The sequence below is a fragment of the Rhizocola hellebori genome (assembly GCF_016862955.1).
GTDB lineage: Bacteria > Actinomycetota > Actinomycetes > Mycobacteriales > Micromonosporaceae > Rhizocola > Rhizocola hellebori.
In genome coordinates this window covers 270,270-293,676 of record NZ_BONY01000001.1, presented here as the reverse complement: position 1 = coordinate 293,676, position 23,407 = coordinate 270,270, and the positions used below count along the sequence as shown (strand labels likewise).

20 protein-coding genes are annotated in these 23,407 nt (G+C 67.9%); 12 read left to right on the top strand and 8 right to left on the bottom strand.

Features of this window, described 5'->3' with window-relative positions:
* The first annotated feature begins 37 nt into the window (after positions 1-37).
* The gene (locus tag Rhe02_RS01295) at positions 38-613 is read left to right on the top strand and encodes a hypothetical protein (protein ID WP_203906114.1); all 576 of its coding nucleotides are present in this window, start codon (positions 38-40) and stop codon (positions 611-613) included.
* Here Rhe02_RS01295 and Rhe02_RS01290 read toward each other — a convergent pair.
* From Rhe02_RS01290 to Rhe02_RS01275, 4 genes are all read right to left on the bottom strand, one after another.
* On the bottom strand, positions 591-3,224 hold the full coding sequence (locus tag Rhe02_RS01290; RefSeq protein WP_203906113.1) for a helix-turn-helix transcriptional regulator: 2,634 nt from the start codon (positions 3,222-3,224) through the stop codon (positions 591-593). The two genes, Rhe02_RS01295 and Rhe02_RS01290, sit on opposite strands and share 23 nt — an antisense overlap.
* A gap of 73 nt (positions 3,225-3,297) precedes the next feature.
* Positions 3,298-3,822, bottom strand: coding sequence for a hypothetical protein (locus Rhe02_RS01285; RefSeq protein ID WP_203906112.1), 525 nt, complete (start codon positions 3,820-3,822; stop codon positions 3,298-3,300).
* A gap of 338 nt (positions 3,823-4,160) precedes the next feature.
* The gene (locus Rhe02_RS01280) at positions 4,161-4,598 is read right to left on the bottom strand and encodes an FG-GAP repeat domain-containing protein (RefSeq protein WP_203906111.1); all 438 of its coding nucleotides are present in this window, start codon (positions 4,596-4,598) and stop codon (positions 4,161-4,163) included.
* A gap of 75 nt (positions 4,599-4,673) precedes the next feature.
* On the bottom strand, positions 4,674-5,336 hold the full coding sequence (locus tag Rhe02_RS01275; RefSeq protein ID WP_239123175.1) for a M23 family metallopeptidase: 663 nt from the start codon (positions 5,334-5,336) through the stop codon (positions 4,674-4,676).
* A gap of 122 nt (positions 5,337-5,458) precedes the next feature.
* Here Rhe02_RS01275 and Rhe02_RS01270 point away from each other — a divergent pair, with 122 nt between their 5' ends.
* Together Rhe02_RS01270 and Rhe02_RS01265 are read left to right on the top strand one after the other, a co-directional pair.
* The gene (locus Rhe02_RS01270) at positions 5,459-6,637 is read left to right on the top strand and encodes a sensor histidine kinase (protein ID WP_203906110.1); all 1,179 of its coding nucleotides are present in this window, start codon (positions 5,459-5,461) and stop codon (positions 6,635-6,637) included.
* Positions 6,634-7,281, top strand: a complete 648-nt coding sequence (locus Rhe02_RS01265; RefSeq protein ID WP_203906109.1) for a response regulator transcription factor — start codon at positions 6,634-6,636, stop codon at positions 7,279-7,281. The genes Rhe02_RS01270 and Rhe02_RS01265 overlap by 4 nt, the downstream gene beginning before the upstream one ends.
* An 83-nt stretch (positions 7,282-7,364) precedes the next feature.
* Here Rhe02_RS01265 and Rhe02_RS01260 read toward each other — a convergent pair whose 3' ends face one another.
* Positions 7,365-8,363, bottom strand: a complete 999-nt coding sequence (locus Rhe02_RS01260; RefSeq protein WP_203906108.1) for a cellulose binding domain-containing protein — start codon at positions 8,361-8,363, stop codon at positions 7,365-7,367.
* Positions 8,364-8,531: 168 nt separating this feature from the next.
* Here Rhe02_RS01260 and Rhe02_RS01255 point away from each other — a divergent pair, with 168 nt between their 5' ends.
* Together Rhe02_RS01255 and Rhe02_RS01250 are read left to right on the top strand one after the other, a co-directional pair.
* Positions 8,532-9,059 (top strand): SigE family RNA polymerase sigma factor, encoded by a 528-nt coding sequence (locus tag Rhe02_RS01255; RefSeq protein WP_239123173.1) that lies wholly within the window; start codon positions 8,532-8,534, stop codon positions 9,057-9,059.
* Positions 9,056-10,318: a sialidase family protein gene (locus tag Rhe02_RS01250; RefSeq protein WP_203906107.1), complete on the top strand. Its 1,263-nt coding sequence runs from the start codon at positions 9,056-9,058 to the stop codon at positions 10,316-10,318. Before Rhe02_RS01255 ends, Rhe02_RS01250 begins: the two co-directional genes overlap by 4 nt.
* Before the next feature lie 54 nt (positions 10,319-10,372).
* On the opposite strand, the gene Rhe02_RS01245 is transcribed toward Rhe02_RS01250, so the two are convergent.
* The 3 genes from Rhe02_RS01245 to Rhe02_RS01235 all read right to left on the bottom strand — a co-directional run bounded on the left by Rhe02_RS01245 (position 10,373) and on the right by Rhe02_RS01235 (position 14,662).
* Positions 10,373-11,293, bottom strand: coding sequence for a YobF C-terminal domain-containing protein (locus tag Rhe02_RS01245; RefSeq protein ID WP_239123170.1), 921 nt, complete (start codon positions 11,291-11,293; stop codon positions 10,373-10,375).
* A 14-nt stretch (positions 11,294-11,307) separates the two neighbouring features.
* Positions 11,308-12,099, bottom strand: coding sequence for a MerR family transcriptional regulator (locus Rhe02_RS50825; RefSeq protein ID WP_239123168.1), 792 nt, complete (start codon positions 12,097-12,099; stop codon positions 11,308-11,310).
* Between the two features lie 97 nt (positions 12,100-12,196).
* A complete protein-coding gene (locus Rhe02_RS01235; RefSeq protein WP_203906106.1) occupies positions 12,197-14,662 on the bottom strand; it encodes a glycoside hydrolase family 3 C-terminal domain-containing protein in 2,466 nt (821 codons plus the stop codon).
* Between the two features lie 277 nt (positions 14,663-14,939).
* Between Rhe02_RS01235 and Rhe02_RS01230 the strand changes: the two genes are divergently transcribed.
* The 7 genes from Rhe02_RS01230 (at position 14,940) to Rhe02_RS01200 (ending at position 23,407) form a co-directional block, all read left to right on the top strand.
* Positions 14,940-15,938 carry a LacI family DNA-binding transcriptional regulator gene (locus Rhe02_RS01230; protein ID WP_203906105.1) on the top strand — a complete coding sequence of 333 codons (999 nt, stop codon included), beginning with the start codon at positions 14,940-14,942 and terminating at the stop codon, positions 15,936-15,938.
* A 109-nt stretch (positions 15,939-16,047) separates the two neighbouring features.
* Positions 16,048-17,712 (top strand): ABC transporter substrate-binding protein, encoded by a 1,665-nt coding sequence (locus Rhe02_RS01225; protein ID WP_203906104.1) that lies wholly within the window; start codon positions 16,048-16,050, stop codon positions 17,710-17,712.
* Positions 17,713-17,878: 166 nt separating this feature from the next.
* Positions 17,879-18,916 (top strand): ABC transporter ATP-binding protein, encoded by a 1,038-nt coding sequence (locus tag Rhe02_RS50820; RefSeq protein ID WP_203906103.1) that lies wholly within the window; start codon positions 17,879-17,881, stop codon positions 18,914-18,916.
* Complete coding sequence (locus tag Rhe02_RS01215; RefSeq protein ID WP_203906102.1) at positions 18,913-19,893, top strand: ABC transporter permease; 981 nt, start codon at positions 18,913-18,915, stop codon at positions 19,891-19,893. The genes Rhe02_RS50820 and Rhe02_RS01215 overlap by 4 nt, the downstream gene beginning before the upstream one ends.
* A gap of 3 nt (positions 19,894-19,896) precedes the next feature.
* Positions 19,897-20,910, top strand: a complete 1,014-nt coding sequence (locus tag Rhe02_RS01210) for an ABC transporter permease (RefSeq protein ID WP_203906101.1) — start codon at positions 19,897-19,899, stop codon at positions 20,908-20,910.
* Complete coding sequence (locus Rhe02_RS01205; RefSeq protein ID WP_203906100.1) at positions 20,907-21,917, top strand: ABC transporter ATP-binding protein; 1,011 nt, start codon at positions 20,907-20,909, stop codon at positions 21,915-21,917. Before Rhe02_RS01210 ends, Rhe02_RS01205 begins: the two co-directional genes overlap by 4 nt.
* A gap of 83 nt (positions 21,918-22,000) precedes the next feature.
* A complete protein-coding gene (locus tag Rhe02_RS01200; RefSeq protein ID WP_203906249.1) occupies positions 22,001-23,407 on the top strand; it encodes a GH1 family beta-glucosidase in 1,407 nt (468 codons plus the stop codon).

Sequence of the window (23,407 nt, the reverse complement as noted above, 5' to 3'; positions counted from 1 at the left end):
CCCATTCTGAGTAGCCGGCTACTCAGAATGGGCGATCATGTTGTGGCGCGATCGGCTGGCACCGCAGACTTTGGCCATGCCGTATACCTTCCGCTTGATTGTCGCGATTGGACTGAGCAGTGTGCTGGCCGTCGCCGGTTGCGCCCGGGGCGGGCCGGGCGTCGCGGGTAAGTCCGGTGCGCCTTCCGCTGCCACTTCTCTGACCAAGATGCCCGGGTCCAACCCCACGCCCGGGGTGAGCCGGCCCAGGGACCACCTTCGGGCGACGCTGTCCACCGGCATGGGTGACGAGTGGGACCTGGAAGTCGTTGACTCGCTTGGGCAATTGGCGATGAAGCACTTTGCCGGAGGCGATGCCAACGCGGGTGTCGTCGTGCAGCTGAGTGACTCGGCGGGAACCCTTTACCTGCTTCGGGAAGCGGAAGGCGTATGGCGGTGGACGCCCGAGGGCGCCGTCATGGCGTGTCATTTAGAGAAGGCCTCGGTGCTTGCGCCGCCGGGCCAATCCAAGCCGGCGGTGACGGTGACCCCGAAGGACGCGGCGCTGATCGTGCACACGACCGAGGCGGGCGTGAGCAGAAACCTTGGGTTCAAGCTGGAATTTGGCTGCTAGCGAGGCTGCCACCGAAGACCTGGGCGAGGTCGGCGCGGCCGGCGATGCCCAGCTTGGTGTAGACCGCGCCGAGGTGGTTGTCGACCGTGCGCACCGAGACGGTGAGCTTGACCGCGATCTGAGCGCTGCTTAGCCCGGCCGCGGCCAGCTTGGCGATCTCCAGCTCGCGGCCGGTCAGCCGAGGGGCGCGCAGGCTGATCAGGGCCGGGGTGCGGGCGCCCTCGCACCGGTCGGCCAGCAGCGCCGCGCGGCCTCGCGAGGCTCGGGCGGTGGCGGCTTTGCCCGCGGCGTCGTGCGCGGCACCGGCCTGGGCGAAGGCCTCCGCAGCATGCAGCAGGCGGCCCATGTCCTCGAAAGCGGCGGCGACCCTGTCCAGCCGCGCGCCGTCCGAGCAGGCCGCTGCCGCCGCGTGCTCGGCGCAGAGCTTGGCCAGGTCGCCTTCGAATTCGTCTGCCAGCTGCGCCAGCCGATCGGCGACCCGGGCCGCGCCGCCAAGGCGCACCGCGTCGTGAAGGGCGGTCAGCTCGCGGCGGGCGGCGCCTTCGGCCCGGCAGAACTGTGCTGCGACAAGGCAACCATCCAGGGCTGCGGCCAGGTCACCCGCGGCCGCCGCGAGCCAGGGGGCGGCCAGTCTCACCCCGAAGGGCACTTTCTGGGTACGAAATATGAAGATCCTTTGTTCGCCGACGCCCAATGCTTCGGCAGCCGCGTCGATCTGGCCCAGATAGGCCAAGGCCCGAGCCAGCTCGGACATGCCGGACATGGCTCGCGAGCCCACCACCCGAAACGTTTCCGCCTCTCGCAGTAGGCTCACCGCGGTGGTGACCCTGCCGTGCAGCAGCGCCGAGATGCCGCGGTTGACCATGATGGTGTTGGCGAACACCTCTGCGCCGCCCACCTCGGCTGCGGCCTGCTCGATCGCACCATCGAAAGCATCAAGCGCGCCAAGCGATTGGCTGGCCTGGATGATCAATGTGCGCAGGTCGCCTGTCCATTGTGGATAGTGGTCGCGCCACCCTTCGCGGTCGGCCAGCACCTGGCTGGCCAGATCGACGGCACGCGCCGGACGGCCGAGATAGAGCATCAGCCACCCCTGCTCCACCCGGGCCTGCGCGGCCAGCATCGGGCTCGCCGGATCGGCAAGGATCTGCTCGCCGATCGCCGAGGCCTCCAGCCACCGGCCCTGCGCCGTGCCCACGATCTTCATGCGGTGCAGGGCGAGTTGCTGGCGGGGCAAGGGTTCGGCGCAGCCGGGCTCGATGCTTTCCAGCAGGGCCAACGCGTCCTGCTGGCGGCCCAGGCCCCAGCCGAGGGTGACGGCGCGGGCCAGGGTCAGCGCCACCCGGCTCGGCTCGTCGCAAGCGTTGTCCCACACCGCATCCACCACCTGCTGCGCCTCGGCGAAGCGGTCGCTGTCGTTGAGCACATCCGCCAGCAGGATGCTCGCGGTGATCCCCGCGCCTGCGGCAACCGCCGCCCGGCCAAGGCGGCGGGCCAATGGGTAGTCGTGCGCGATCCACGCCAGCCGGCATCCCGTGACCAGCACCGCCGGGTCTGCCGCGCCGCTGTCGAGCCGCCACACCGCCAGGCGCAGCGGGTCCTCGCGGCGGCGGGCCCCGGCATTCTCGATCGCGCCGGCCAGCCCGGCCAGCCGCCGCCTGGTGGCGACCTTCCCGCTGCCGGCCCGGATCACCTCGGCGTAGAGCGGATGGGCCATCTGCACATAGGATCGGCGGCGATCGTTGCGGATGGTGATCAGGCCACGTTCCTCGGCCTCCTCGACCGCCTCCGGCGAGGTCAGCCCGATCAGCGGGATCAGCTCGACCGGCTCGCCGAGGGCCACGTAGCTGAGGACCTCGCGAATGTCCTCGCCGGCTTCGCCGACTCGCTGCTCGATGAGGTCGACCAGCTTGCCGCTCAACGGCAGATCTCCTGACAGCTGCCACATCCCGGCTGTCTCGGTCAGCTTTTGGCTCTGCAGCGCCGCTGTCACAAGCTCGTGCAGGAAAAGCAGGTTACCGGCGCAGGCTCGGAAGAGCCGGGAGCTGGTCTGCTGGGAGACCGGGCCGCCCAGGGCCTGGCGCAACACGTCGGCCACCTCGGCGTGTTCCAGCGCGGCCACCTCTATCCGGGTCACCAGACCGTCCTTCCAGAGCGCCACCACCGGATCCGGTGCCGGCATTCCGCTTCGGACGGTCAGCAGCAGGTGTGCCTGGCCGGTATGGGCCAGCAGATGGATGACCGCGGCCGACGGGCCGTCGAGCAGATGGGCGTCGTCGACGCCGAGCAGCAGCCGGCGTCCGCCCGCCGCGGTGACGATGGAATCCGCGGCCCAGCGCAGCGGATTGCCGTCGCGGGCCACCTTTTGATCGGAGAGCAGGTGAGCCAGCGCCCCGAACGGGATGGCGGACGCCGCCGCGGTGGCCCTGACCCAACGCACCTGCCAGCTCGCGGCGAAACGGCTGTCGGCGAACTCACGGGCCAGCCGGCTCTTGCCGACCCCGGCCGGTCCCGCCACCACCGCACCGGCCAGCGCCGGATCGCGCAGTGTCGACCGCAGTTGGTCCAGGAGAGGTTGCCTGGCCACGAAGGGCCATTGCCGCGCCACCACGCGAACAGTATGAATCAGATGATGGCGGCATCTATTGACAGATTGCCGCCACCATCTGACGAGACCTGCTGGCTCACACCCAGTAGTGGTCTACCGAGATGTTCCACTGGCCGCTGTTGTCGCTGGTCACGTCGTCGTTGATCCACATTCGCAGGTAGGTGGTCGCCCGGTTGCTTGGTACCTGGACGCAGAAGACGAAGTTGCCGAACTGCATGTTGCCGCGGTCGGGGCCGAAGGCGCCGACGAGGGAGAACTTCTTCAGGTTCGGGCCGGGCCAGGCCGGGTCACCGACCGGCGCGCGGTCGCCCGTGCGCCCGTCGGGCTGGTAGCTGTCCCAGATCAGCGCCGAGGTGTGGATCGTGCCGCTGGCCTGGATCCGGAACACGTCACCGGCCCAGAACTGGTCCGGGGAACCCACCACTACCGACGACTGGGTGCCCACAATGGACACATTGTGCTGCTGATTGGGCGCCAACCCGTCGCGGCACCGCTCGAAGGCGGTCGGCGGGCCGGCCTGGGCCGGCGCCACTGTGGTCCCGACCAGAACCATCGTCGCGGCCGCCGTCAGAGCCAGCGCCCTCACCCACTTGATACGCATGACTTTCCTCCCATCGCTGGAGTTCGCTTACGCCATTGATGGTTGGCCCGGCCCCGCCCGCACGCCTGAGTAACCCGCTACGCAAGTCCCACCGGTCACTACTTACCCCCGCGCCGTGTCCACACGCGTCCAGCCGCGTCCAACTTGCCCGGCCCGCGCGCGGCCGCGGTGGCATCATCGGCCAACCGGTCTTGGGAGGCTGTCACGGTCAGGCTTTGGCACGCGCTGCACGGCAGCGTGATCACCACCCTGGTCACGGCGGCGCTCGTGGCAGCCGTCCCGGCCGGGCTGCCACGCCGCGCTGCCCGCGCGTTGCCTCGCACGCGCCAATATTGCCGTCACATGACGAACGGCCAGGCGCCCCAGCCGTTGCCGATCTGCACCGGGGCCGATAGGCCGGATCCGTTGTGGGGGTAGTACCAGAGCAGGCCGGTCGAATCGACGCCGAGCACGTCGGCGTAGCCGTCGCCGCTGAAGTCGACCGCGTTGACGTGTTTGAAGGTGCCCCAGCCGTTGCCGATCTGAATCGGGGCAGAGAGGCCGGATCCGTTGTGGGGGTAATACCAAAGAAGGCCGGCGGCGTCGACGCCGAGCACGTCGGCCGCGCCGTCTCCGCTGAAGTCGGCGGCCATCACGTGTTTGAAGGTGCCCCAGCCGTTGCCGATCTGGACCGGGGCCGACAGGCCGGATCCGTTGTGGGGGTAGTACCAGAGCAGGCCCGCCGAGTCGACGCCGAGCACGTCGGCAGCGCCGTCTCCGCTGAAGTCGGCGGCCATGACGTGTTTGAAGGTGCCCCAGCCGTTGCCGATCTGGACCCGCGCCGATAGCTGCAGGCCGTTGTTGGGGTAGTATCAGAGCAGGCCCGCCGAGTCGACGCCGAGCACGTCGGCAGCGCCGTCTCCGCTGAAGTCGGAGACGTGGTCGTGCCTGGCGCTGCCGCCGCAATTCGCACTGGTCATGTTGCGGGCCGCGGAGACTGGGCCGCCGATGTAGAGCGGGCCGGTGCTGGGGTCGCCGTCGGAGGTGATTCCGGAGGCGACACCGTTGAAGACCGACTCGGTCTTCACCCCGTCCCGGTTCTGCACGAAGTGCAGATGCGGACCGGTCGAATTTCCTGTGCTGCCAACGTTTCCTATCGGCTGGCCGGTGGCCACCGGCTGGCGGGCCGATACCCTGGGCGTGGTGATCATGTGGAGATATTCGGTGGTCCAGCCGCCGCCGTGATCGATGATGACATGCCAGCCGCCGCTGTTTCCCCAGCCGGCAAAGGAAACGGTCCCGCTGTAGGAGGCGAGGATGGTGCGGTTGTTGCTAGAGCCGCCGGTGTAGGTCATGTCGATGTCGTAGTCGTCGTGCCCGAAGTAGGTCGCCATCCGCCAGGTCTCGCCACAGGGGAAGGGCATCTGGAAGTTGGGCCGAGGGCCTGCCGCGTGGGCCGGGCCGGTCGCGGCCGCCACTGCGCCCACGCCGAGCACAGTAGCGATCACCACCAGCCGAAGGATTCTTGCGATCAAGAGACAATCCTCTCTACTTTTGGCCACCACCAAGTCGTGATTGGACTGCGTTTCAGCGCCTGCGCAGTAGTCGGCAGATCTGCGGACTTCCGATTTATCGACGTTCATGAAAGGTTGGCTCGATGCAACCAGGCCCACAGCCGGTGACCACGGCCCGGGACAGGGTGGAGCGGGTGCTCATCTTCGGCGCCGGGCTGTTGCGCGGGCTTCAGCTGGCCGCCGGGCTGCCCGTCCTGTTCGTGGGCGGCCTGGCACCGTTGCGTTCGCCGACGCTGGCCGGGTCGTCGTATCTGGTGGCGGTCGCCTGGTCGGCGCTGCTGTTCCTGGTGGCCGTCCGCACCAACCGGGTGGGTCTGGGCTGGGTCTGCCTCGATCTGGCGCTATCGGTGTTCTGGTTGCTGGCGGTGCCGCAGCTGTGCCTGCCAGAGGGATGCGGCACCAGCTGGCCGGGGTGGGTCGTTCCGCCAGCGATGGGTTCGGCGATCCTCGCGGTCGTCTTCGCCCCGCGATACGTGGCCGTCGCCGGCACCCTCCTCATCGCGCTGTCCTATGTGATGGGGATCCGGGAACACCTGGCCACCGCCCGGCAGGCGCTCGGATCGGCTCTGGTCAACGCCTACTTCATCGTCGGATTCGCTGTGCTGGCAGGCGTTCTGGCGCATCTGCTGCGCAGGTCGGCGGTACAGGTCGACGCGGCCACCACGCAGGCGATCGAGGCGCGGGCTCGAGAGTCGGCCGCGCAGGCGCGTTTCGACGAGCGCACGCGCCAGTACGATGTGTTGCACCACACCGTGCTGAGCACCCTGAGCAAGATCGCCCGCGGCGGGCTGGACCACCGCCGCGAGGAGGTGCGCGCTTTATGCGCCCGCGACGCTGACTTCCTGCGCGACCTGGTGACCGGTGGGGGAGAGGAAAGCCCGGGAGACTTCGTCTCGGCGCTGGCGGGCGTGGTACGCGACAAACAGGCGCTGGGGCTCAAGGTGCATTCTCAGTTCCACGCGCTTCCGGCGAGCCTGCCGGTCGGGGTGGCGCCGGTGTTGCTGGGCGCGGCCAGGGAGGCGCTGACCAACGCGGCAAAGCACGCCGGGACGGACGAAGCCTGGCTGACCGCGGTCGGCGAAGGCGACAGCCTGCGGATGGTGATCGTGGATCGCGGGTCCGGTTTCGAGCCCGCGGCGGCCATCGCCGGCCGTGGCCTGGTACGCGAGCTGAACCATAGCGTCATCGAGGTGGGCGGAAAGGTGACGCTGACCTCCAGCCCCGGCCACGGCACCATGGTCGAGGTGCACTGGCAACCATGATCGAAATAGCGGCGATCGACAACGACCGGATGCTGCTGGAAGGCTTGGCGCACTGGCTGACCAGCCTTCCCGACGTCAGGATGACCACGGCTGCCACCTCGGTGGACGAGTTCCTGAGCCAGACCCGGCAAGCCAGAATTGTTCTGCTGGACCTGAATCTGGAGAACTTCACCGACCCGGTGGCCAATGTGGCCACCCTGGTGGCGGCCGGCTTCACCGTCATCGTGGTCACGGTGGTACCAGACCTGTCCTACATTCTGGCCACCACCGAGGCGGGCGCGGCCGCTTATGTGCCCAAGACGGCCAGCCTCGACGTGCTCACCGAGGTGATCCGCGCGGTGGCGCGCGGGGAGTCCCCACTGACCACCGAGCACGCGTTCTGGCTGGGCTGCGATGACCGGCCCGACCGTCCCCTGCTGACCCCTCGCGAGCGGGAGGTGCTGGTCGCCTACGGGCAGGGGATGACCATCGACGCGGTGGGGCGGCTGCTCGGCATCGCGCCCGGCACGGTGCGTACCCATCTGGAGCGGGTGAAGCAGAAGTACGCACAGGCCGGCCGCCCGATCCGGCACCGCGGACAGTACGGCGAGCGGGTGCGCGAAGACGGCTTCGGCCGCGAACGGCTAGGCCACCCACCCGGCTGAGCCCGGCGCCGGGTGGGTGGACGGCAAGCGGCAAAAGGATTCTGCGCGCAGGCGACGACCTGTGCCGCGACCATGCCAATTGGTCAGGAGAAGGTGAGAGTGCAGCCGGAGTAGCCGTTGAACTTGGCGTTGATGGGTGCCTGGGTTGGCGTGGTGGCGGTGAATCCTATGGTCACCCCGGAGGTGGCGCCCGGTGCCACAGCTGGGAACCAGGCGACGCTGGTCAGGGTGAGCACCGGACCCACCTGGTACCAACCGGAATTGAACACGCTGTTGATGGTCTGACCGCTGGCGAACTGCCACCTCATGGTCCACGGCGCAACGATCGCGACCGAGGAGATGTTCTTGAAATTGACGGTAGCGGTGAAGAAGTTGCCATAGTTGACGCCGACCTTGACGACGATCTCGACCGGGCACGGGCCGGTGGGCGGTTGCGGCTCGGGCAAGGTGTTGCTGAGCACGAGGTCGTCGAAGGACGCGCCAGCGGTCTTCATGAAGAAACCCACACGGTCGCCAGGGCTGGTGCCACCCGGATCGGCCGCGCTTATCGTCGCGAAGACGCCGCCCGGCCCGCTCACCGAGCCGGTAACTGTTCCAGGGTTGAGAAAACTCAGATTCAGGGTGTACCAGACCCCGGCGCCCGCAGCGAAAGGCGTCGAAGCCAGAACGACGTTCTGGCCCCACTTCTGCTGGCCGATTTCCAGTCTGGCGCCGTGGAACCCCACGTAGTAAAGGTTGTTGGGGTCGGAGACCTTGCCGGCCAGGCTCACCAGGCTCGACGCCGACGGCACGGTCGCCGGTTTGACCCGGGCGGTGACCGCCGTGCCCGGCCCCGAACCCGATCCGGCCCACGCCGTCGGCGTCAGCGTGGTGCTCGTCTGCCGGTAGACCTTCGAGCCGTCCTCGGTGACCACCGACCAGGTGCCACCGCCACCGGTGAGCCATACGTTGCGGGTGGGCTGCTCGAAGTCATCGGTGAACAGCGAAGCGGCCTGAGCCGGGGCGAAACTCAGTGCGGTCGCGGCGACAATGCCGCAAGAGGCGATGAGGGCGGTCGCCAGGCGGCGGGAGAACAGTTTCATGACAAACTCCGTCGGGGACGTCGCGGTGTGTCCGCCATGGTGGCTGAGCCGGGCCTTCATGGACCGTCGGTGTTGGACAGAGTTGGACAATCCCAGCGCGGAAAATATCTGGCTGGAGGTGTCAACCTCGGCGGCATCTCGCACGCACTTGATGACCGAGGAGGTGCGATGACCGGGATCGAACACCGCCGGGAGTTCGCGAATTATTTCGCGGCGAGGCGGGACACCGTACGCCGCACGGCATATCTGCTGTGCGGCGACTGGCACTGGGCCGACGACCTCACCCAGATCACTTTCGTTCGGCTGGCCGACGCGTGGTCGCGGGTGCGGCAGCCGGCGGCGCTAGACGCCTTTACCCGGACCTGTCTGGTCCGGGTATACCTGGCCGAGAGCAGGCGGCTGTTCCGGCGCCGGGAGCGCGCCTCGGCTGTACTGCCCGAGGTGGGCCAGGCCGATCATGCCGACCGGATCAATACCCGGCTTGAGGTGATCGAGGCGATGGCGACTCTGCCCCCACGGCAGCGGGCCACCCTGGTGTGCCGGTTCTACCAGGGCCTGAGCGTCCAGGAGACCGCCGAAGTGCTCGATTGTTCGATCGGCACCATCAAAAGCCAGACCTCCCGCGGTCTGGCTGCCCTGCGCCGCCTGCTGGGCACCGCCCTTGACGACCCGAGCCTGGACGAGGTGAGGAGATGACCAATCTGCATGAGCTATTCGAAGAGGCCACCACCGTCGCGCCGCCCAGCCGCCTGTCCGTCGAGGACGTGTTCGCCGCTATCCAGTCGCGGCAGCGCCGCCGCCGCGTGCAAACCGTTCTGGTCGCCGTCGCCGTTGTGGCGGTGACCGCCACGGCCGGAATCGCGCTGAAGTCCAACTTTGCCGCGCCTCCGCCGGCCGATGGCGACCGGCCCGTGTCCGTCGTGTGGGCCGGTCGCGGCGATTCGACGCATCTCTACCTGGTCAGGAACACCTGCGACCGCAGCCCGATAGCCGCTGCCGAACTCAGCCCCAATGTGCGCAATCCGGGGTGCAGCGAGTTGCTGGCGTCGAGCGACGGCGGTGCGACCTGGTTGTCGCGCGGCGATGTGGCCTACCCGCCCAGGGTTCTAGGCCCGCGGTCGCTGCTGCAATTTGTCGGCGGTGCAGCCAGTCCGGCCGGCACCTCCGACCCCTGGCAGGCCTTCGAGCTGAGCACCGACGGGGGCAGCACCTGGAGGAGGCTGCCAAGCGAAGGCACACCCATCGACACGATGCCGCCCGGAATGAAGGTGATCGACGGCTTCAGCGGCGAGCTCATGGCTTTCGACCCCGAACAGGGACGGTTGCGGCGATTGGCGAACCAGCCGCCGCTGCTGCGGTCCACGGGTTTCCCGGTGACGGCCGGGCCGGCGGACATCTGGGTCTCCGGGCTCAACCCGTCAACGGGGCGATTGGCGGTGGCTGTGAGCCACGATGCCGGAGCGACTTGGACGAAGCGGGATATGCCCGGCGGGAGGGTAATACCGCAACCGACCCTGCCGAGCGACACGCTCAGCGATAGCGTGGGCATGCCGGTGCAGCTGATCGCCGGCGAGGGCGACACCGCTTATGCCAGCGTGTGGGACGCCTCGGCAAAGCCCGCAGCGGCGGCACGGCTGGCGGGCGTCGAGTCCTGGCTGAAGACCTATCGCACCACCGACGGCGGCGATTCCTGGCAGGCGGTTGCGGACGGGTCGACCACCCCCTCGTACGCGTGGGGGTGGCGGGCCGCCAATGGCCGCATTGTCGTCGCCTTGATCAGAGGCGACATCGGCACCTACGCCACAAGCGCGGACGGCGTCACCTACGCTTTCACCGCACCGCCCGGGCTGCCGGCGTCCGCATTGGTCTTCACCGACGGCTCCATCGCGTTCGGCTACCACGCGGTCTACTTCAGCGACGACGGCTGGACCTGGCGTGAGGTCTGGCGCGATTAGTCCACTTTGGACACAAGGACGGCGGCCCCGGCGCGAAGACCGGGGCCGCGTCCGCTATCCGAGGGCGGCGCGTAGCCGGTCGTAGGTGGGGGCGAGTTCGCGAAGGGCGGCCGCTGCCGAGGCGAAATCTCTTGTCACCATTGGGTACTGCATCGAGCCGACGATCCGGGCCTGCGTCGCGGCGATCGCTGCGGCATCGTGGTAACCGGCTAGCGCCAAGCAGTCCGCGGTGTCGCTGAGCCTGCGCGCGCCGACCCGGATCGCGAAGTAGATGAGGTGCTCCCGCAGCCCGTCACCTGCCCCGGCCTCGATCATCTGAGCCACCCGTTCGGCGGCCTCGCCGTTGCCCAGGCTGCCGGGCGGCATCGGCTCATCGCTGCGCATGGCCAGCAGCCGCACCGCGGCCGGGATGATCGACCGGATCGCGTCTGCGTCCTTGACCTCGGCGACCTTCACGAAATCGGTGCGCATCGTGTAGGGCCGGCCGTAGTCGATGGTCTCCGCGCGCCAGGCGGTCATGAAATCATTCAAGGGCATCTGTGTGTACGGGTAACCGTGCGGGTCGTGCATCAGCACCCGCTCGTCGCCGACCTCCAGCACGACCACGAAGTGGTCCGCGCCGATCGGGCCAGTCATCTCGGGCTGGTGCCGAAAGTGGCCCATTTCCAACGGGCCGACCCATACCGGGCCTCTCGTCGCCGCGGCCCGCAGCCGGGCCAGCGCCTCGCCGGCTTCCCCGCCGTGGCTGGCCGTCGACTTCCAGCCGATGGCGCTTAACGCCGCGTCGAAACCCAGCTCCGGATTCCAGCCGTAGGCGTCGAAGAACATCAGTTTCCCGCCGATCAGCTGCATGCCGAACGGGCCGCCGGTGGCGACCTCGATGATCGCGGTGGAGGGGGCCTGATCGCCCAGCATCATGGCAAACGAGTTGGCGTAGCAGTACGGACCGCTGCCAACATACGAAAGATGGCCCACAGTAAGCCTTTCGATTAGGAGACGATCGGGTAGGCGACGTCGAAACGCGCGCCGGTGCCCGGATAGATCTCGTAGGGATGGCCGGTGCACACGACGCCGGGACGCGCATCGGTCCACTCTTCGAGCACGTCGTAGATCCGCAGGATCAGTGGGAGTTCCTCATATTCGGGCGGCACGGGCAGATACGCCTCGGTGTGCTCGGGTGCGAGGCGGATGTGCAAGTCGGAGATGGGCTCGATGCTCCCGTCGTAGCTGATCGCCACCTCGACCAGACCTTCGCTGTCCGGCGTCACCAGGTCCTGAAAGAACACCAGCTTGGGGCCATCGCCCGGCAGCCCGCTGGCGCGCAGATGAGCCCGGATGTCCCGCTCGGCGGCGCCGACGAAGTCGGCCATGGCGGTGGAGTCGATCCTTCGGCTGCGGCACAGCACCTTGGCCGGTGGCACCTCGCGCAACGCCACCGCGTGGGTGAGTTCGGCGTCGATGGGCCCTGGCGCGGCTTCCACCATCACCGCCCACTCGTCGAGCCGGTCGCGCTGCGCGCGCAACCATCCCCGTAGCTCGAAAGCGCGCGCTTCGGGGGTGAGGCCGGCCAGATATTCGATCCTGGCCAGCGGCAGCCCGAGCCCGCGCAGCCGCGCGATCAGGCGCGCCCGCGGCAGCTGGCCGGGGGAGTAGTAGCGGTATCCGGTCGCCGGATCCACCCGGGCCGGCAACAGCAGGCCCTGCTCGGCGTAGAGGCGCAACGCCTTGGGCGACAACCGCGCGGCCGCCCCGAACTCCCCAGCCAGCAGGTACTTCTCCACGCCGCCAGTCTGCAACCCGCCCCAGGGGCAAGGTCAAGCGCCCGGCCGCTCCGGCAACGCGGCTTGGAAGGGTCATGCGCCGCGGGGTGGGTTGCGGTTAGTGGGGCGGGACGAGGGCCTCGCGGCCGGAGTCGGGTGTGGCGACCGTGATGTCTGCGGCCAGGGGCAGCGCGGCGACCGAGGAGCCGGCGTGCACTCGGAAGGTGCCGGGCTCGACGCACCAGCGGGCTTGCGCGGTCGACCAGTGCTGTAGCGCGCGGGCCGGGATGGTGACGGTGGCGGCGACGGTTTGCGCGGGCTCCGCTTCGATGACGGCGTGGCCGGCCAGCCATCGCGCCGGGCGGTCGATGGTGCTGTCGTCGCGGCTGAGGTAGACCTGCACGACTTCGCGTCCGCGGCGCTGGCCGGTGTTGCTCACCTGGACTTCGACGGTGAAGGGGGCATCCGGCGACACCTGCTCCGGCATGGAAATGTGTTGATATTCCCATTCGGTGTAGCCCTGGCCGTAGCCGAACCAATACATGGGTTCGGCTTGTGAGCTAAGCCATGCCCGGTACCCAAGATGAAGCCCTTCGGTGTAGTCAAGCGCGCCACCGATCGGCTTGGTGTCCAGAACCGGCACGTCGCGCGCAGAAATGGGCCACGTGGTGGGCAGGCGGCCACCCGGTTCGGCCGCGCCGAACAGGACGTCGGCCAGCCCGTCGCCGGCCTCCTGGCCGGGAAACCAGCTCAGCAACACCGATCGGACCCGATCGCGCCAGGGCAGCAGCACCGGGCCACCCGAGTTGACGATGACCACGGTGTTCGGGTTGGCCGCCGCCACCGCGGTCACCAGCTCGTCCTGGCGGCCTGGAAGGTCCAATGTGGACCGATCGAAGCCCTCGCTCTCGATCTCGTCGGTGGTGCCCACGACCACGATGGCGATGTCCGAGGCGCGGGCAAGCCGCACCGCCGCGGCGAGTTCGTCGTCTTCGGACAGTCGGGGCGGGTCGGCCGTCAGCGCCACGGCCAGGCCGGTGCCGGGCGCGATGCGCCGCCGAGCGGTCAGATGCACTGGCACACCCTCGGTGAGGGTGACCGGAACCTGGCGAAACGACGGCGCCACATGGACATAGGTGGGGTCGTCCGACTCCTGCGCGATGTTCTCCTCGAGAACCGGTTTCCCGTCGGCATGCACGACCACGTCGCCGATGCCTACGATGCCGATCAGCCATTGCCCGCCGCAGGCCGGTCTTAGCACCGAGTCGACCTCCACGAATTCGGTGTCCGGGGGAAGCGGGGCGTCGGCGGGTTCGAGGATCCGGCCGCTGAGCCGTCGCTCAGTGTGCAGCTGCGCTCCATCCGAGTCGAGGTAGCGCACCCGCACCCCGGGCTCGCCGCTGACCGGATCGGTGCAACACCCGGGATCCAGTGGGGTGGGCCGTACCGTGAGCTGGGCGCCCGCGGCGTGCCCGACCTCGGCGAGGCCGGCCAGCGCGCGGCGGATGCCCTCCAGCGGGGTAACCACCGACTCCGGGAACACGCCCGCGCTGCCACCGCCCTGGATGCGCGCGGTGGCGGCATTGGGCCCGATGACCGCCACTGTCTTGAGCGCGGAAGCGTTGAGCGGCAAGAAGTTTTCCTCGTTCTGTACCAGCACGGTGCTCACCGCGACGGCCTGGCGCAGCAGTGCGCGCGCCTGAGCCGGCCTCGAAACGGCTTGCGATGGCGGCGATTGCCCGAGGGCTCCCACCCGGGTGGCCAGGCGCAGCAGCCGCTGGACTTTCTCGTCGATGACCGACTCGGCCACCTCGCCGGAGCGCACCGCGTCCACCAGCGGCTGGTCCCAGAAAGGGTTGGGTCCGGGCATCGCCAGGTCCTGCCCGGCGCGGGCCGAGGCGACGGTGGATCGCACTGCGCCCCAATCGGAGACGACGAGCCCGTCGAAGCCCCATTCCCCCTTCAGCGGCTCGGCCAGCAGCGGGCTGGCCGACATGGTGGTGCCGTTGACCGAGTTGTAGGCCGACATGACGACCCAGACTCCGGCCTGCACCGCGGCCTCGAACGGCGCCAGGTAAACCTCGCGCAGCGTGCGCTCGTCGACCCACGCATCGAGGGTGAGCCGCTCGGTCTCGGAGTCGTTGGCCACGTAATGCTTTGCCGTGGCGGCCACCCCGCCGCTTTGCACGCCGCGGATGTAGGCGGCGCCGATGAAGGCGGTGAGCCGCGGGTCCTCGGCGAAGCATTCGAAGTGCCGGCCGCTGGCGGGTGATCGGTGCAGGTTGAGCGTCGGCGCGAGCAGGACGTGCACGCCTTTGCGGCGAGCCTCGAAAGCCAGCAGGTTGCCCAGCTGTGTGACCAGGTGCTCGTCCCAGGTGGCGGCCATGGCGGTGGCCGAGGGCAGGGTGAGGGCGGTGTCGCGTTCGTCCCAGCGTTCGCCGCGTACCCCCACCGGGCCGTCGGAGAAGACGAGCGCCTGAAGGCCGATGGCGGGCTCGGCGGCGGCGCGGAACACAGAAGCCCCCGACAGCAACCTGATCTTCTGCTCGAGGGTCAAGTTTGCCGTCGCATCGTCCTGTGTCATTGTCCCACCCGTCGTGTCTTGCAGATCATTGGAGAGCGCTCTCCATCAGAGGATCTCGGTTGGCAGCAACGGGTGTCAAGACGCTGGCACAAAGTTACGACGTTGCTCATATCGTTACCTGTTCGTGATTGACGCCGTCCCGGGCGCAAGCTTCACTGAGCCACGGAACCGGTTTCGGAACCGGTTTCGGAACCGCTACCGCGCTTGATCTCTCGGCCCCGGCGCCGGGCAGGCCGGGCGGCCACCGCACGCCAATGGCATCGAAGGGAAGTGAGCCGTGCCGATCACCATGTCCGATGTCGCGGCGCGCGCGGGGGTCAGTAAGACCACGGTGTCAAGGGTGCTCAATGGCAAGGACGATCTCGACCCGGAGACAGCGGCACGGGTGCGCAAGGTCATCGCCGAACTCGGCTATGTACCCAGCGCCGGTGCGGTCAGCCTGGCGCGCGGCCGCACGAAGGTCGTCGGCATGCTTGTCCCATCGCTTACCTGGCCATGGGTCGGTGAGGTGCTCCAGGGCGTCGTCGATGTCGTGGAGGCCGAAGGCTATGGCCTGCTTCTGTTCAGCTGTACCCGCGGCGAGGAGTCCATTCGCCGGTTCGCTTCACAGGTTTCGGCCAAGTCCTTCGACGGCCTGCTGGTGATCGAGCCGGAGGGAACCCTGGAGTACATCGGCGACCTGCACGCCAAAGGCCTGCCGGTGGTACTGATCGACGATCGCGATCACCGGCCGCAATTCGCTTCGGTGGCACCAAATAACCGCGAAGGCGGTGAGCTGGCGGCCCGGCACCTCATCGAGCTAGGCCGTCGCCGCCCGCTGGTGGTGCGAGGCCCGGCGGAGCTGGGCTGCACCCAGGAACGCCTCGCCGGTTTCACCGAGGTCTGCACCGAGCATGCCATCACCTTGGCCCCCGAGTTCATCGTCGACGGTGACTTCACCTTTGACGGCGGCCGGGAACAAGTGCGCCGGCTCCTGGCAGCAGGCGTGCGTTTCGACTGTGTATTCGCGCACAACGACCTGTCCGCGGCCGGCGCGTTGCAGGCGATTCAGGAAGCGGGGCTTCGGGTTCCCGAAGACGTGGCCATTGTCGGCTTCGACGATGTGCCGCTGGCCTCGTACACCAAACCATCGCTGAGCACAGTGCACCAGCCCTTGCGGGAGATGGGAGAGACAGCGGCCCGGATGTTGATGGGGCACTTCGACGGGACGTCGCTTTCCGATGCGCCCGTGGTGCTGCCGACCACCCTCATCGTGCGGGACTCCACTCGCAACTGAACAGAAAAGGTACCAGGCGGGAACGCGTCAGCGTCCCTGTCCGAGATTCTTCATACCCATTTGTCGGTCAGACCCTCGTGTTGAACCACTCGAATTGAAGTGAGGATCCATGCGTGCCAACCGCACCATCTCCGCCTTGCTCGCGGCAGGCCTGGCAATAGCCACGCTTGGCGCTTGCAGCGGCACCGAAACACCGTCGAAGCCCGGGGCCACGGGCGTCTTGAACATCGGCATGCCCGATGGCGCCACCATGCCGGCCAACAACAACCCGTTCCTGGACACCTCCTTCGCCAAGCACCTCGGGTACGCCTGGCTCATCTGGGAGCCACTGGCGCTGCAGAACGAGACCAAGCCGGCCGACGAGCCGAAGCCGTGGCTCGCCACGAAATGGAAGTGGTCAGCCGACTACAGCTCTGTGGTGCTGACGGTGAGGGAAAACGTCAAGTGGTCGGACGGATCCGCGATGACCGCAGATGACGTGGCCTACTCGTTCCAGATCATGAAGGACCACAAGGGCGTCAACTACTACGCGCTGCCGCTCAAGGATGTCAAGGTCGCCGGCCAGGATGTGACGGTCAGCTTCGAGGGTTCGCAGTACGTGAACCGCACGAAGGTTCTGTCCACCCAGGTCATCAACAAGAAGCAGTGGTCGGCGTTCTCCGACCCGGCCAAGGACGTCGTCGACAAGCCGATCGGCACCGGCCCTTACACCATCAAGTCGGTAACTCCTTCCACCGTCACGCTTTCGGTGCGCAGCGACTACTGGCAGACGGCCCCGAAGGTGGCCGAGATCCGCTGCACCACCTACAGCGGCAACGACACCCAGCTCACCGCACTGACCAGTGGCGCCACCGACTGGACCTACGCGTTCATGGCGAACGCGAAGACCACCTTCGTGGCCAAGGACCCGGCGCACTTCAAGCTCTGGTTCCCGCCGGCGCTGAGCGCGGACGGCCTGTGGATCAACACCACCAAGGCGCCGTTCGACAACGCGCACCTGCGCCGCGCGATGAGCATGGTGATCAACCGCGATGACATCTTCAACCAGGCGATGGCCGGCTACTTCAAGCCCAAGGTCGGCAACATCACCGGCATCCCGACCCCGGCCGGCGACGCGTTCCTGGCGCCGGAGTACAAGGGCAAGTCGTCCGAGTCCGACCTCGCCACGGCCAAGAAGGAGCTGACCGACAACGGCTTCACCTTCGACGGCACCACGCTCAAGGACCCGACGGGCAAGCCGGTCACCATCACCCTGACCGACCCGGCCGACTGGAACGACTACCAGACCGCCCTGACGATCATCAAGGAAAACCTCGCCACCATCGGCATCACCGCGAAGATTGACAAGGCGAACCAGGACGCCTGGTTCGACGCGATCGCGAAGGGCAACTTCGACGCGGCGCTGCACTGGAGCAACGGTGGGGCCACGCCTTACGACATGTACGAGAACATCATGAACGGCGCGCAGCTGCAGCCGATCGGCACCACCGCGAACGGCAACTACGGGCGGTTCAACAGCCCCGAGGCCACGCAGGCGCTGAAGGACTACGCCAACGCCACCGACGACACCGCTCGTACCGCGGCGATGCACAAGATCCAGAAGATCATGGTGGAGCAGATGCCGATGATCGCGACGTCCGCGGGCAACCTCGGCGCCGAGTACTCGACGGCGAAATGGACCGGCTGGCCGGATGAGTCCAACCCTTACGCTGCCATCCAGCCGACCCGATGGGGCATGCTCGACGTCGTCATGCACCTGACGCCGGCCTCCTGACAGCACGCTGACGAGGTGCCGGGCGGAAAGCTCCGCCCGGCACCCCTTCGCCACCTCCACCGGAAGGGGAGCGATCGCCCATGACCGAGCTTGTCGAGGTCATCATGAGATTGGGATTCGTTCATGCCTTCGCCGCAGGCGATTGCCGACGGCAGGAGGCAATGGCATGACCGTGACCACCGAGGTTGTCCTCGCTGCGGAGGGCCTCACCAAGCACTTCCCGGTGCGCAAGCGAGGGCGGGAACTCCTGTCGCGCACCAACCATGTCGTGCATGCCGTCGACGATGTCGATCTCGTGCTGCGCCGTGGCTGGGTCACCGCTCTGGTGGGGGAGTCCGGCTCCGGCAAGTCGACGGTTGCCCGGCTGCTGGCTCAGCTGTATCCGCGAACGTCGGGTGACATCCGGCTGCACGGCGAGTCCGCGGCGGTGTCCACCGCCCGCGGCGGGCGCCGGTTTCGGGAGTACAGCCGCAAAGTGCAGATGATTTTCCAGGACCCGTTCGCTTCGCTGAACCCGGTGCACACCGTGCGGTATCACCTGACCCGTGCCCTGCGCATCCATGGCCGGGCCGGGAAAGGCAAGCAGGAGCTGCACAGCGCGCTGGCCGAGCTGCTGGGCCGGGTTCAGCTCACCCCCGCTGAGTCCTATTTGGACAAGTATCCGCATGAGCTGTCCGGGGGGCAGCGCCAGCGGGTGGCCATCGCCCGGGCCCTGGCCGCCGACCCCGAGGCGCTGCTTGCCGACGAACCGGTGTCGATGCTGGACGTCTCCATCCGGCTCGGGGTGCTCAACCTGTTGCGCAACCTGAAGGAACGGCTCAACCTCGCCATCCTCTACATCACCCATGACATTGCGTCTGCTCGCTATTTCGCCGACGACACCCTGGTCATGTACGCGGGCCGGATGGTCGAAGGCGGGGACAGCGAGACGGTGACGCAGCACCCCGCCCACCCGTATACCCGGCTGCTCGTCGATTCGGCGCCCGACCCGGACCGCATCACCGGCTCGGCCCAGGGCCTCGTGCAGGAGGAGGGGGTGGGTGAGCCGCCGAGCCTGATCACGCCGCCGGACGGCTGCCGCTTCCATCCGCGCTGCCCCTTCGTCATGGACAAGTGCCGCACGGCCCTTCCGCCCCGTTTCGACGTGGGCGACACCGAAACCCACTGGGCGGCGTGCTGGCTCTTCGAGGAGGCCAAGGCATGAGCTACTTCTTGCGCCGGTTGGCTTTCTACGTGTTCACCGCGTGGGCCGCGCTCACCATCAACTTCTTCATCCCCCGGCTGATCCCGGGCGACCCGGTCTCCGCTCTGGTCAACGGAATGCGGGGGCAGATCGATCCCGCGCAGATCCAGTCGCTGACCGTCCTGTTTGGACTGGACAAGAAGCAGAGCATGTGGGAGCAGTACACCAGCTACCTGGCTCAGCTTGCCCGCGGCGACCTGGGGATCTCTTTCGGCAACTTCCCGCTCCCGGTCAGCGAGGTGCTCACCCAGGCGCTGCCGTGGACGCTGCTGCTGATCGGGGTCACCACGGTGCTCAGCTTCCTGCTCGGCACGCTGCTCGGCGTCTTCGCCGGATGGTGGCGGGGTTCCTGGATCGACGGGCTGCTGCCCGCGACGACCTTCCTGTCTTCGATCCCTTACTTCTGGCTCGGCCTCATCGCGGTGGCCCTGTTCACCGGCGTCGGCAGCTTCCTGCCCGCCTCCGGTGGGTACGAGCCGGGCCTGGTCCCGGGCTGGAGCGGGGAGTTCATCGACAGCGCGCTGCGCCACAGCCTGCTTCCCGCCGCCACCATCATCGTGGCGTCGGTCGGCGGATGGTTGCTGGCGATGCGCAACATGATGGTCACCGTCACCGCCGAGGACTACATCACCGTCGCTCACGCCAAAGGGCTCTCCGAGCGACGCGTGATGATGAACTACGCCGCGCGAAATGCGTTGCTGCCCAGCGTGTCCGGCTTCGGCATGGCGCTCGGGCTGGTGGTCGGCGGCACGTTCCTGGTCGAGTACGTCTTCTCCTACCCCGGAATCGGCCTGCAGATGCTCGACGCCATCGCCAAACACGACTACCCGCTGATACAGGGGATCTTCCTGGTGGTGACGCTCGCCGTGCTGGCGGCGAACTTCCTGGCCGATCTCGCCTACATGGCGCTCGATCCGCGTACCCGCAAGGAGGGCTGAGGCATGGCCATCACCGGAGTGGGGATCACCACCCCCAACGTCGCCCCGGCGGACCCGGCGCAGACCGCCACCCGCCGCCGGCACGGCCTGCACCGCCTGCTGGTCAACGGCAAGGTGACCAGCGGGCTGGTCATGCTCGGCGTGCTCACCCTCATCGCCGTGTTCGGCCAGGCGCTGGCCCCGTTCGACCCGAGCAAGCGCAGCAGCGACATCCTGCAGAGCCCCTCGCTCAAACACTGGTTCGGGACAACCCATATCGGCCAGGACATCTTCAGCCAGGTGCTGGTCGGCACCCGCAGCGTCATGTTCGTGGGATTCACCGCGGGCCTGGTGGCCACCATCATCGGGGTCGTGATCGGGGTGACCTCCGGTTACCTGTCGGGATCGGCGGCCGAAGGCCTCTCCGCGATTTCCAATGTCTTCATCGTCATCCCGGCGCTTCCGCTGATCATCATCATCACCAACGTCGTTCCCAACTCGGGGGACTGGACGATCGCCCTGGTGATCGGATTCACCTCGTGGGCGTGGGGCGCCCGGCTGCTGCGCGCCCAGACGCTGTCGCTACGCCGCCGCGACTTCGTCGAGGCGGCCCGCGCCACCGGCGAATCCACTTGGCGCATCATCGGTTTCGAGATCCTGCCCAACCTGACCGCCATCATCGCCTCCTCGTTCATCGGCACCGTGATGTTCGCCGTGGCCACCGAGATCGCCCTGGCCTTCGTCGGGATCTCCGGCATCTCCGAGTGGAACTGGGGCGAGATCCTGTTCTGGGCGCAGGGACAGCAGGCGCTGCCGCAGGGGGCCTGGTGGTGGTTCGTCCCGGTGGGGCTGTGCATCGCGTTGCTGGGAACAGCGCTGTCGCTGGTCAATTTCGGCATCGACGAGTTCGTCAACCCGCGGCTGCGCGCCAGCGGACAGAGCACCGTCAAGGCGTCCGACGGCAGCCGGGTGCGGATGAAGGTGGGATTCACCCCTGTTCTGGCCGACCCGTCGCGCAGTAAGGAAATCGGGATATGAAGACCGACCCGGTGCTGGAGATCAAAGGGCTGAGCGTCGACTACGGCCTGGGCAACCAGGCTGTGCGGGCGGTGCGCGACGTGAGTCTGACCCTCAACCGCGGTGAGGTGCTGGGCCTGGCCGGCGAAAGCGGCAGCGGCAAGTCCACCTTGGCCTACGGGCTGACCCGGCTGCTCCCGCCGCCGGGAGTGGTCAGCGCGGGGAAGGTGATCTACTACCCGCCCGGCGGCGAGCCGGTCGATGTGCTGTCGCTGACTCCGGCCGGGCTGCGCGAGTTCCGGTGGGCGGAGACGTCGATCGTCTTCCAGGGCGCGATGAACTCCCTCAATCCCGTCTACAAGGTCTCCACCCAGCTGATCGATGTGCTTGAGGCGCACCAGCCCGGGATGAGCCGGCAGGCCCGTACGGCGCGGGCGCGGGAGTTGCTGAAGATGGTGGGGATCTCCGAGGATCGCCTGGATGCCTACCCGCATCAGCTTTCCGGTGGCATGCGGCAGCGCGTGATGATCGGCATGGCGCTCGCGCTGGAGCCGAAGATCGTCATCATGGACGAGCCGACCACGGCGCTCGATGTGGTGATGCAGCGGCAGATCCTGCGCCAGCTGGTCGATCTGCGCAAGCGGTTCGACTTCTCCGTGCTGTTCATCACCCACGACCTGTCGCTGCTGGTGGAGTTCTCCGATCGGATCGCCATCATGTACGGCGGCCGGATCGTCGAGCAGGCGCCGGCCTCGGTGCTCTACCGAGATTCGCTGCACCCCTACAGCGATGGGCTGCTGCACTCGTTCCCGGCGCTGCGCGGGCCGCGCCGCGATCTGGTAGGGATTCCCGGCTCGCCTCCGGATCTGCGCTCGATGCCGTCGGGCTGCTCGTTTCATCCCAGGTGCCCCAAGGCTTTCGACCCGTGCTCGGTCGACGTGCCGGTGCTGGGCACCCCCGCAGACCTTCAAGGGCCCGCCCGAAAGGTCGCCTGCTGGCTGCACCCGATACGAAACTCTGCCGACTGATTACCACGACCCAATAGGCAATCCAGCGCCGCACCACCGTGCGGCGAGGGTGCGTCAATGCCTGAAGCAGGAGAACCGTGAACATCACTGCCAGAACCACCACAGCGCTTGACCGCCACGACGAACTCATCGACCGCCTGCCGCCCGGCTTTCGCTGGGGAGTGGCCACCTCCGCCTATCAGATCGAGGGCGCCGTCACCGAGGACGGTCGCACGCCGTCGATCTGGGACACTTTTTGCCGGGTACCGGGAGCGGTCGACAACGCCGAAAACGGCGACATCGCCTGCGACCACTATCACCGCATGCCCGAAGACGTCGCCCTGATCCGCGATCTGAGCATCGACACCTACCGCTTTTCGGTGGCGTGGCCGCGGGTCCAGCCCGGCGGACGAGGCCCGGCCAACCCGGCCGGGCTGGCCTTCTACGACCGGCTCGTCGACGAGCTGCTGGCACAGGGCATCACCCCGTGGGCCACGCTGTACCACTGGGACCTGCCCCAGGAGCTGGAGGACGCCGGCGGCTGGCCCCAGCGTGACACCGCCTACCGGTTCGCCGACTACGCACAGCTCGTCTATGAGCGCTTGGGCGACCGGGTGGTCAACTGGACCACGCTCAACGAGCCGTGGTGTTCGGCGATGCTGGGCTATGTCGAGGGAGTGCAAGCGCCGGGGCGGCGTGACTTCGCGGCCGGCATCCATGCCGTACACCATCTGCTGCTCGGACATGGGCTGGCCGCCCAGCGGCTGCGGGCTGCGGCTTCCGGGCCGCTGGACCTGGCGATCACCTTGAACCTGAGCACTTCCAACCCGGCCACCGACGCGCCGGCCGACCGGGAAGCGGCCCGCCGCGCGGACGGCCTGGGGGTGCGGCTGTATCTGGACCCGCTGATGCACGGGCGCTATCCCGAGGACGTGGTCGCGGATCTGGCCGCGCGCAACGTGTTCCTCCCCGTGCAGGAGGGCGACCTCGAAATCATCAACGCGCCGCTGGACACCCTCGGTGTGAACTACTACTTCAGCCTGCGGGCATCCGGCGTCGACGAGGACGGAGCCACCCGTGATGCCGCCGGGAACCCGGTGAATCGCGGGCTGCCCTACGGCCTGCCGCAGACCGCGCTCGGCTGGGAGATCATGCCCGACGACTTCCGGGACCTGTTGGTGCGCATCGGCCGTGACTATCCCGGAACGCCGATCGTCATCACCGAGAACGGGGCGGCCTTCGCCGACAAGGCCGACGCCGACGGCTTCGTCCGCGACGACGACCGAGTCGAATACCTGGCTTCGCACATCGCCGCGGTGGCCGAGGCGCGGGAAGCGGGCGCGGACATCCGCGGCTACTTCGCCTGGTCCCTTTTGGACAACTTCGAATGGGCATACGGCTACGACAAGCGTTTCGGTCTGGTCCGGGTCGACTACGAAACCCAGCGGCGCATTCCCAAGCAGAGCGCTATCTGGTACAGGGACACCATTCGCCGCGTCCGCGGCGCGTAG

Excerpts from the sequence above, each read along its gene's own strand:
- Rhe02_RS01295 (WP_203906114.1), top strand. The coding sequence starts at position 38 with ATGTTGTGGCGCGATCGGCTGGCACCGCAGACTTTGGCCATGCCGTAT.
- Rhe02_RS01285 (WP_203906112.1), bottom strand. The coding sequence starts at position 3,822 with ATGCGTATCAAGTGGGTGAGGGCGCTGGCTCTGACGGCGGCCGCGACG.
- Rhe02_RS01280 (WP_203906111.1), bottom strand. The coding sequence starts at position 4,598 with ATGGCCGCCGACTTCAGCGGAGACGGCGCTGCCGACGTGCTCGGCGTC.
- Rhe02_RS01270 (WP_203906110.1), top strand. The coding sequence starts at position 5,459 with ATGCAACCAGGCCCACAGCCGGTGACCACGGCCCGGGACAGGGTGGAG.
- Rhe02_RS01265 (WP_203906109.1), top strand. The coding sequence starts at position 6,634 with ATGATCGAAATAGCGGCGATCGACAACGACCGGATGCTGCTGGAAGGC.
- Rhe02_RS01260 (WP_203906108.1), bottom strand. The coding sequence starts at position 8,363 with ATGAAACTGTTCTCCCGCCGCCTGGCGACCGCCCTCATCGCCTCTTGC.
- Rhe02_RS01255 (WP_239123173.1), top strand. The coding sequence starts at position 8,532 with ATGACCGGGATCGAACACCGCCGGGAGTTCGCGAATTATTTCGCGGCG.
- Rhe02_RS01250 (WP_203906107.1), top strand. The coding sequence starts at position 9,056 with ATGACCAATCTGCATGAGCTATTCGAAGAGGCCACCACCGTCGCGCCG.
- Rhe02_RS01235 (WP_203906106.1), bottom strand. The coding sequence starts at position 14,662 with ATGACACAGGACGATGCGACGGCAAACTTGACCCTCGAGCAGAAGATC.
- Rhe02_RS01225 (WP_203906104.1), top strand. The coding sequence starts at position 16,048 with ATGCGTGCCAACCGCACCATCTCCGCCTTGCTCGCGGCAGGCCTGGCA.
- Rhe02_RS50820 (WP_203906103.1), top strand. The coding sequence starts at position 17,879 with ATGACCGTGACCACCGAGGTTGTCCTCGCTGCGGAGGGCCTCACCAAG.
- Rhe02_RS01215 (WP_203906102.1), top strand. The coding sequence starts at position 18,913 with ATGAGCTACTTCTTGCGCCGGTTGGCTTTCTACGTGTTCACCGCGTGG.
- Rhe02_RS01210 (WP_203906101.1), top strand. The coding sequence starts at position 19,897 with ATGGCCATCACCGGAGTGGGGATCACCACCCCCAACGTCGCCCCGGCG.
- Rhe02_RS01205 (WP_203906100.1), top strand. The coding sequence starts at position 20,907 with ATGAAGACCGACCCGGTGCTGGAGATCAAAGGGCTGAGCGTCGACTAC.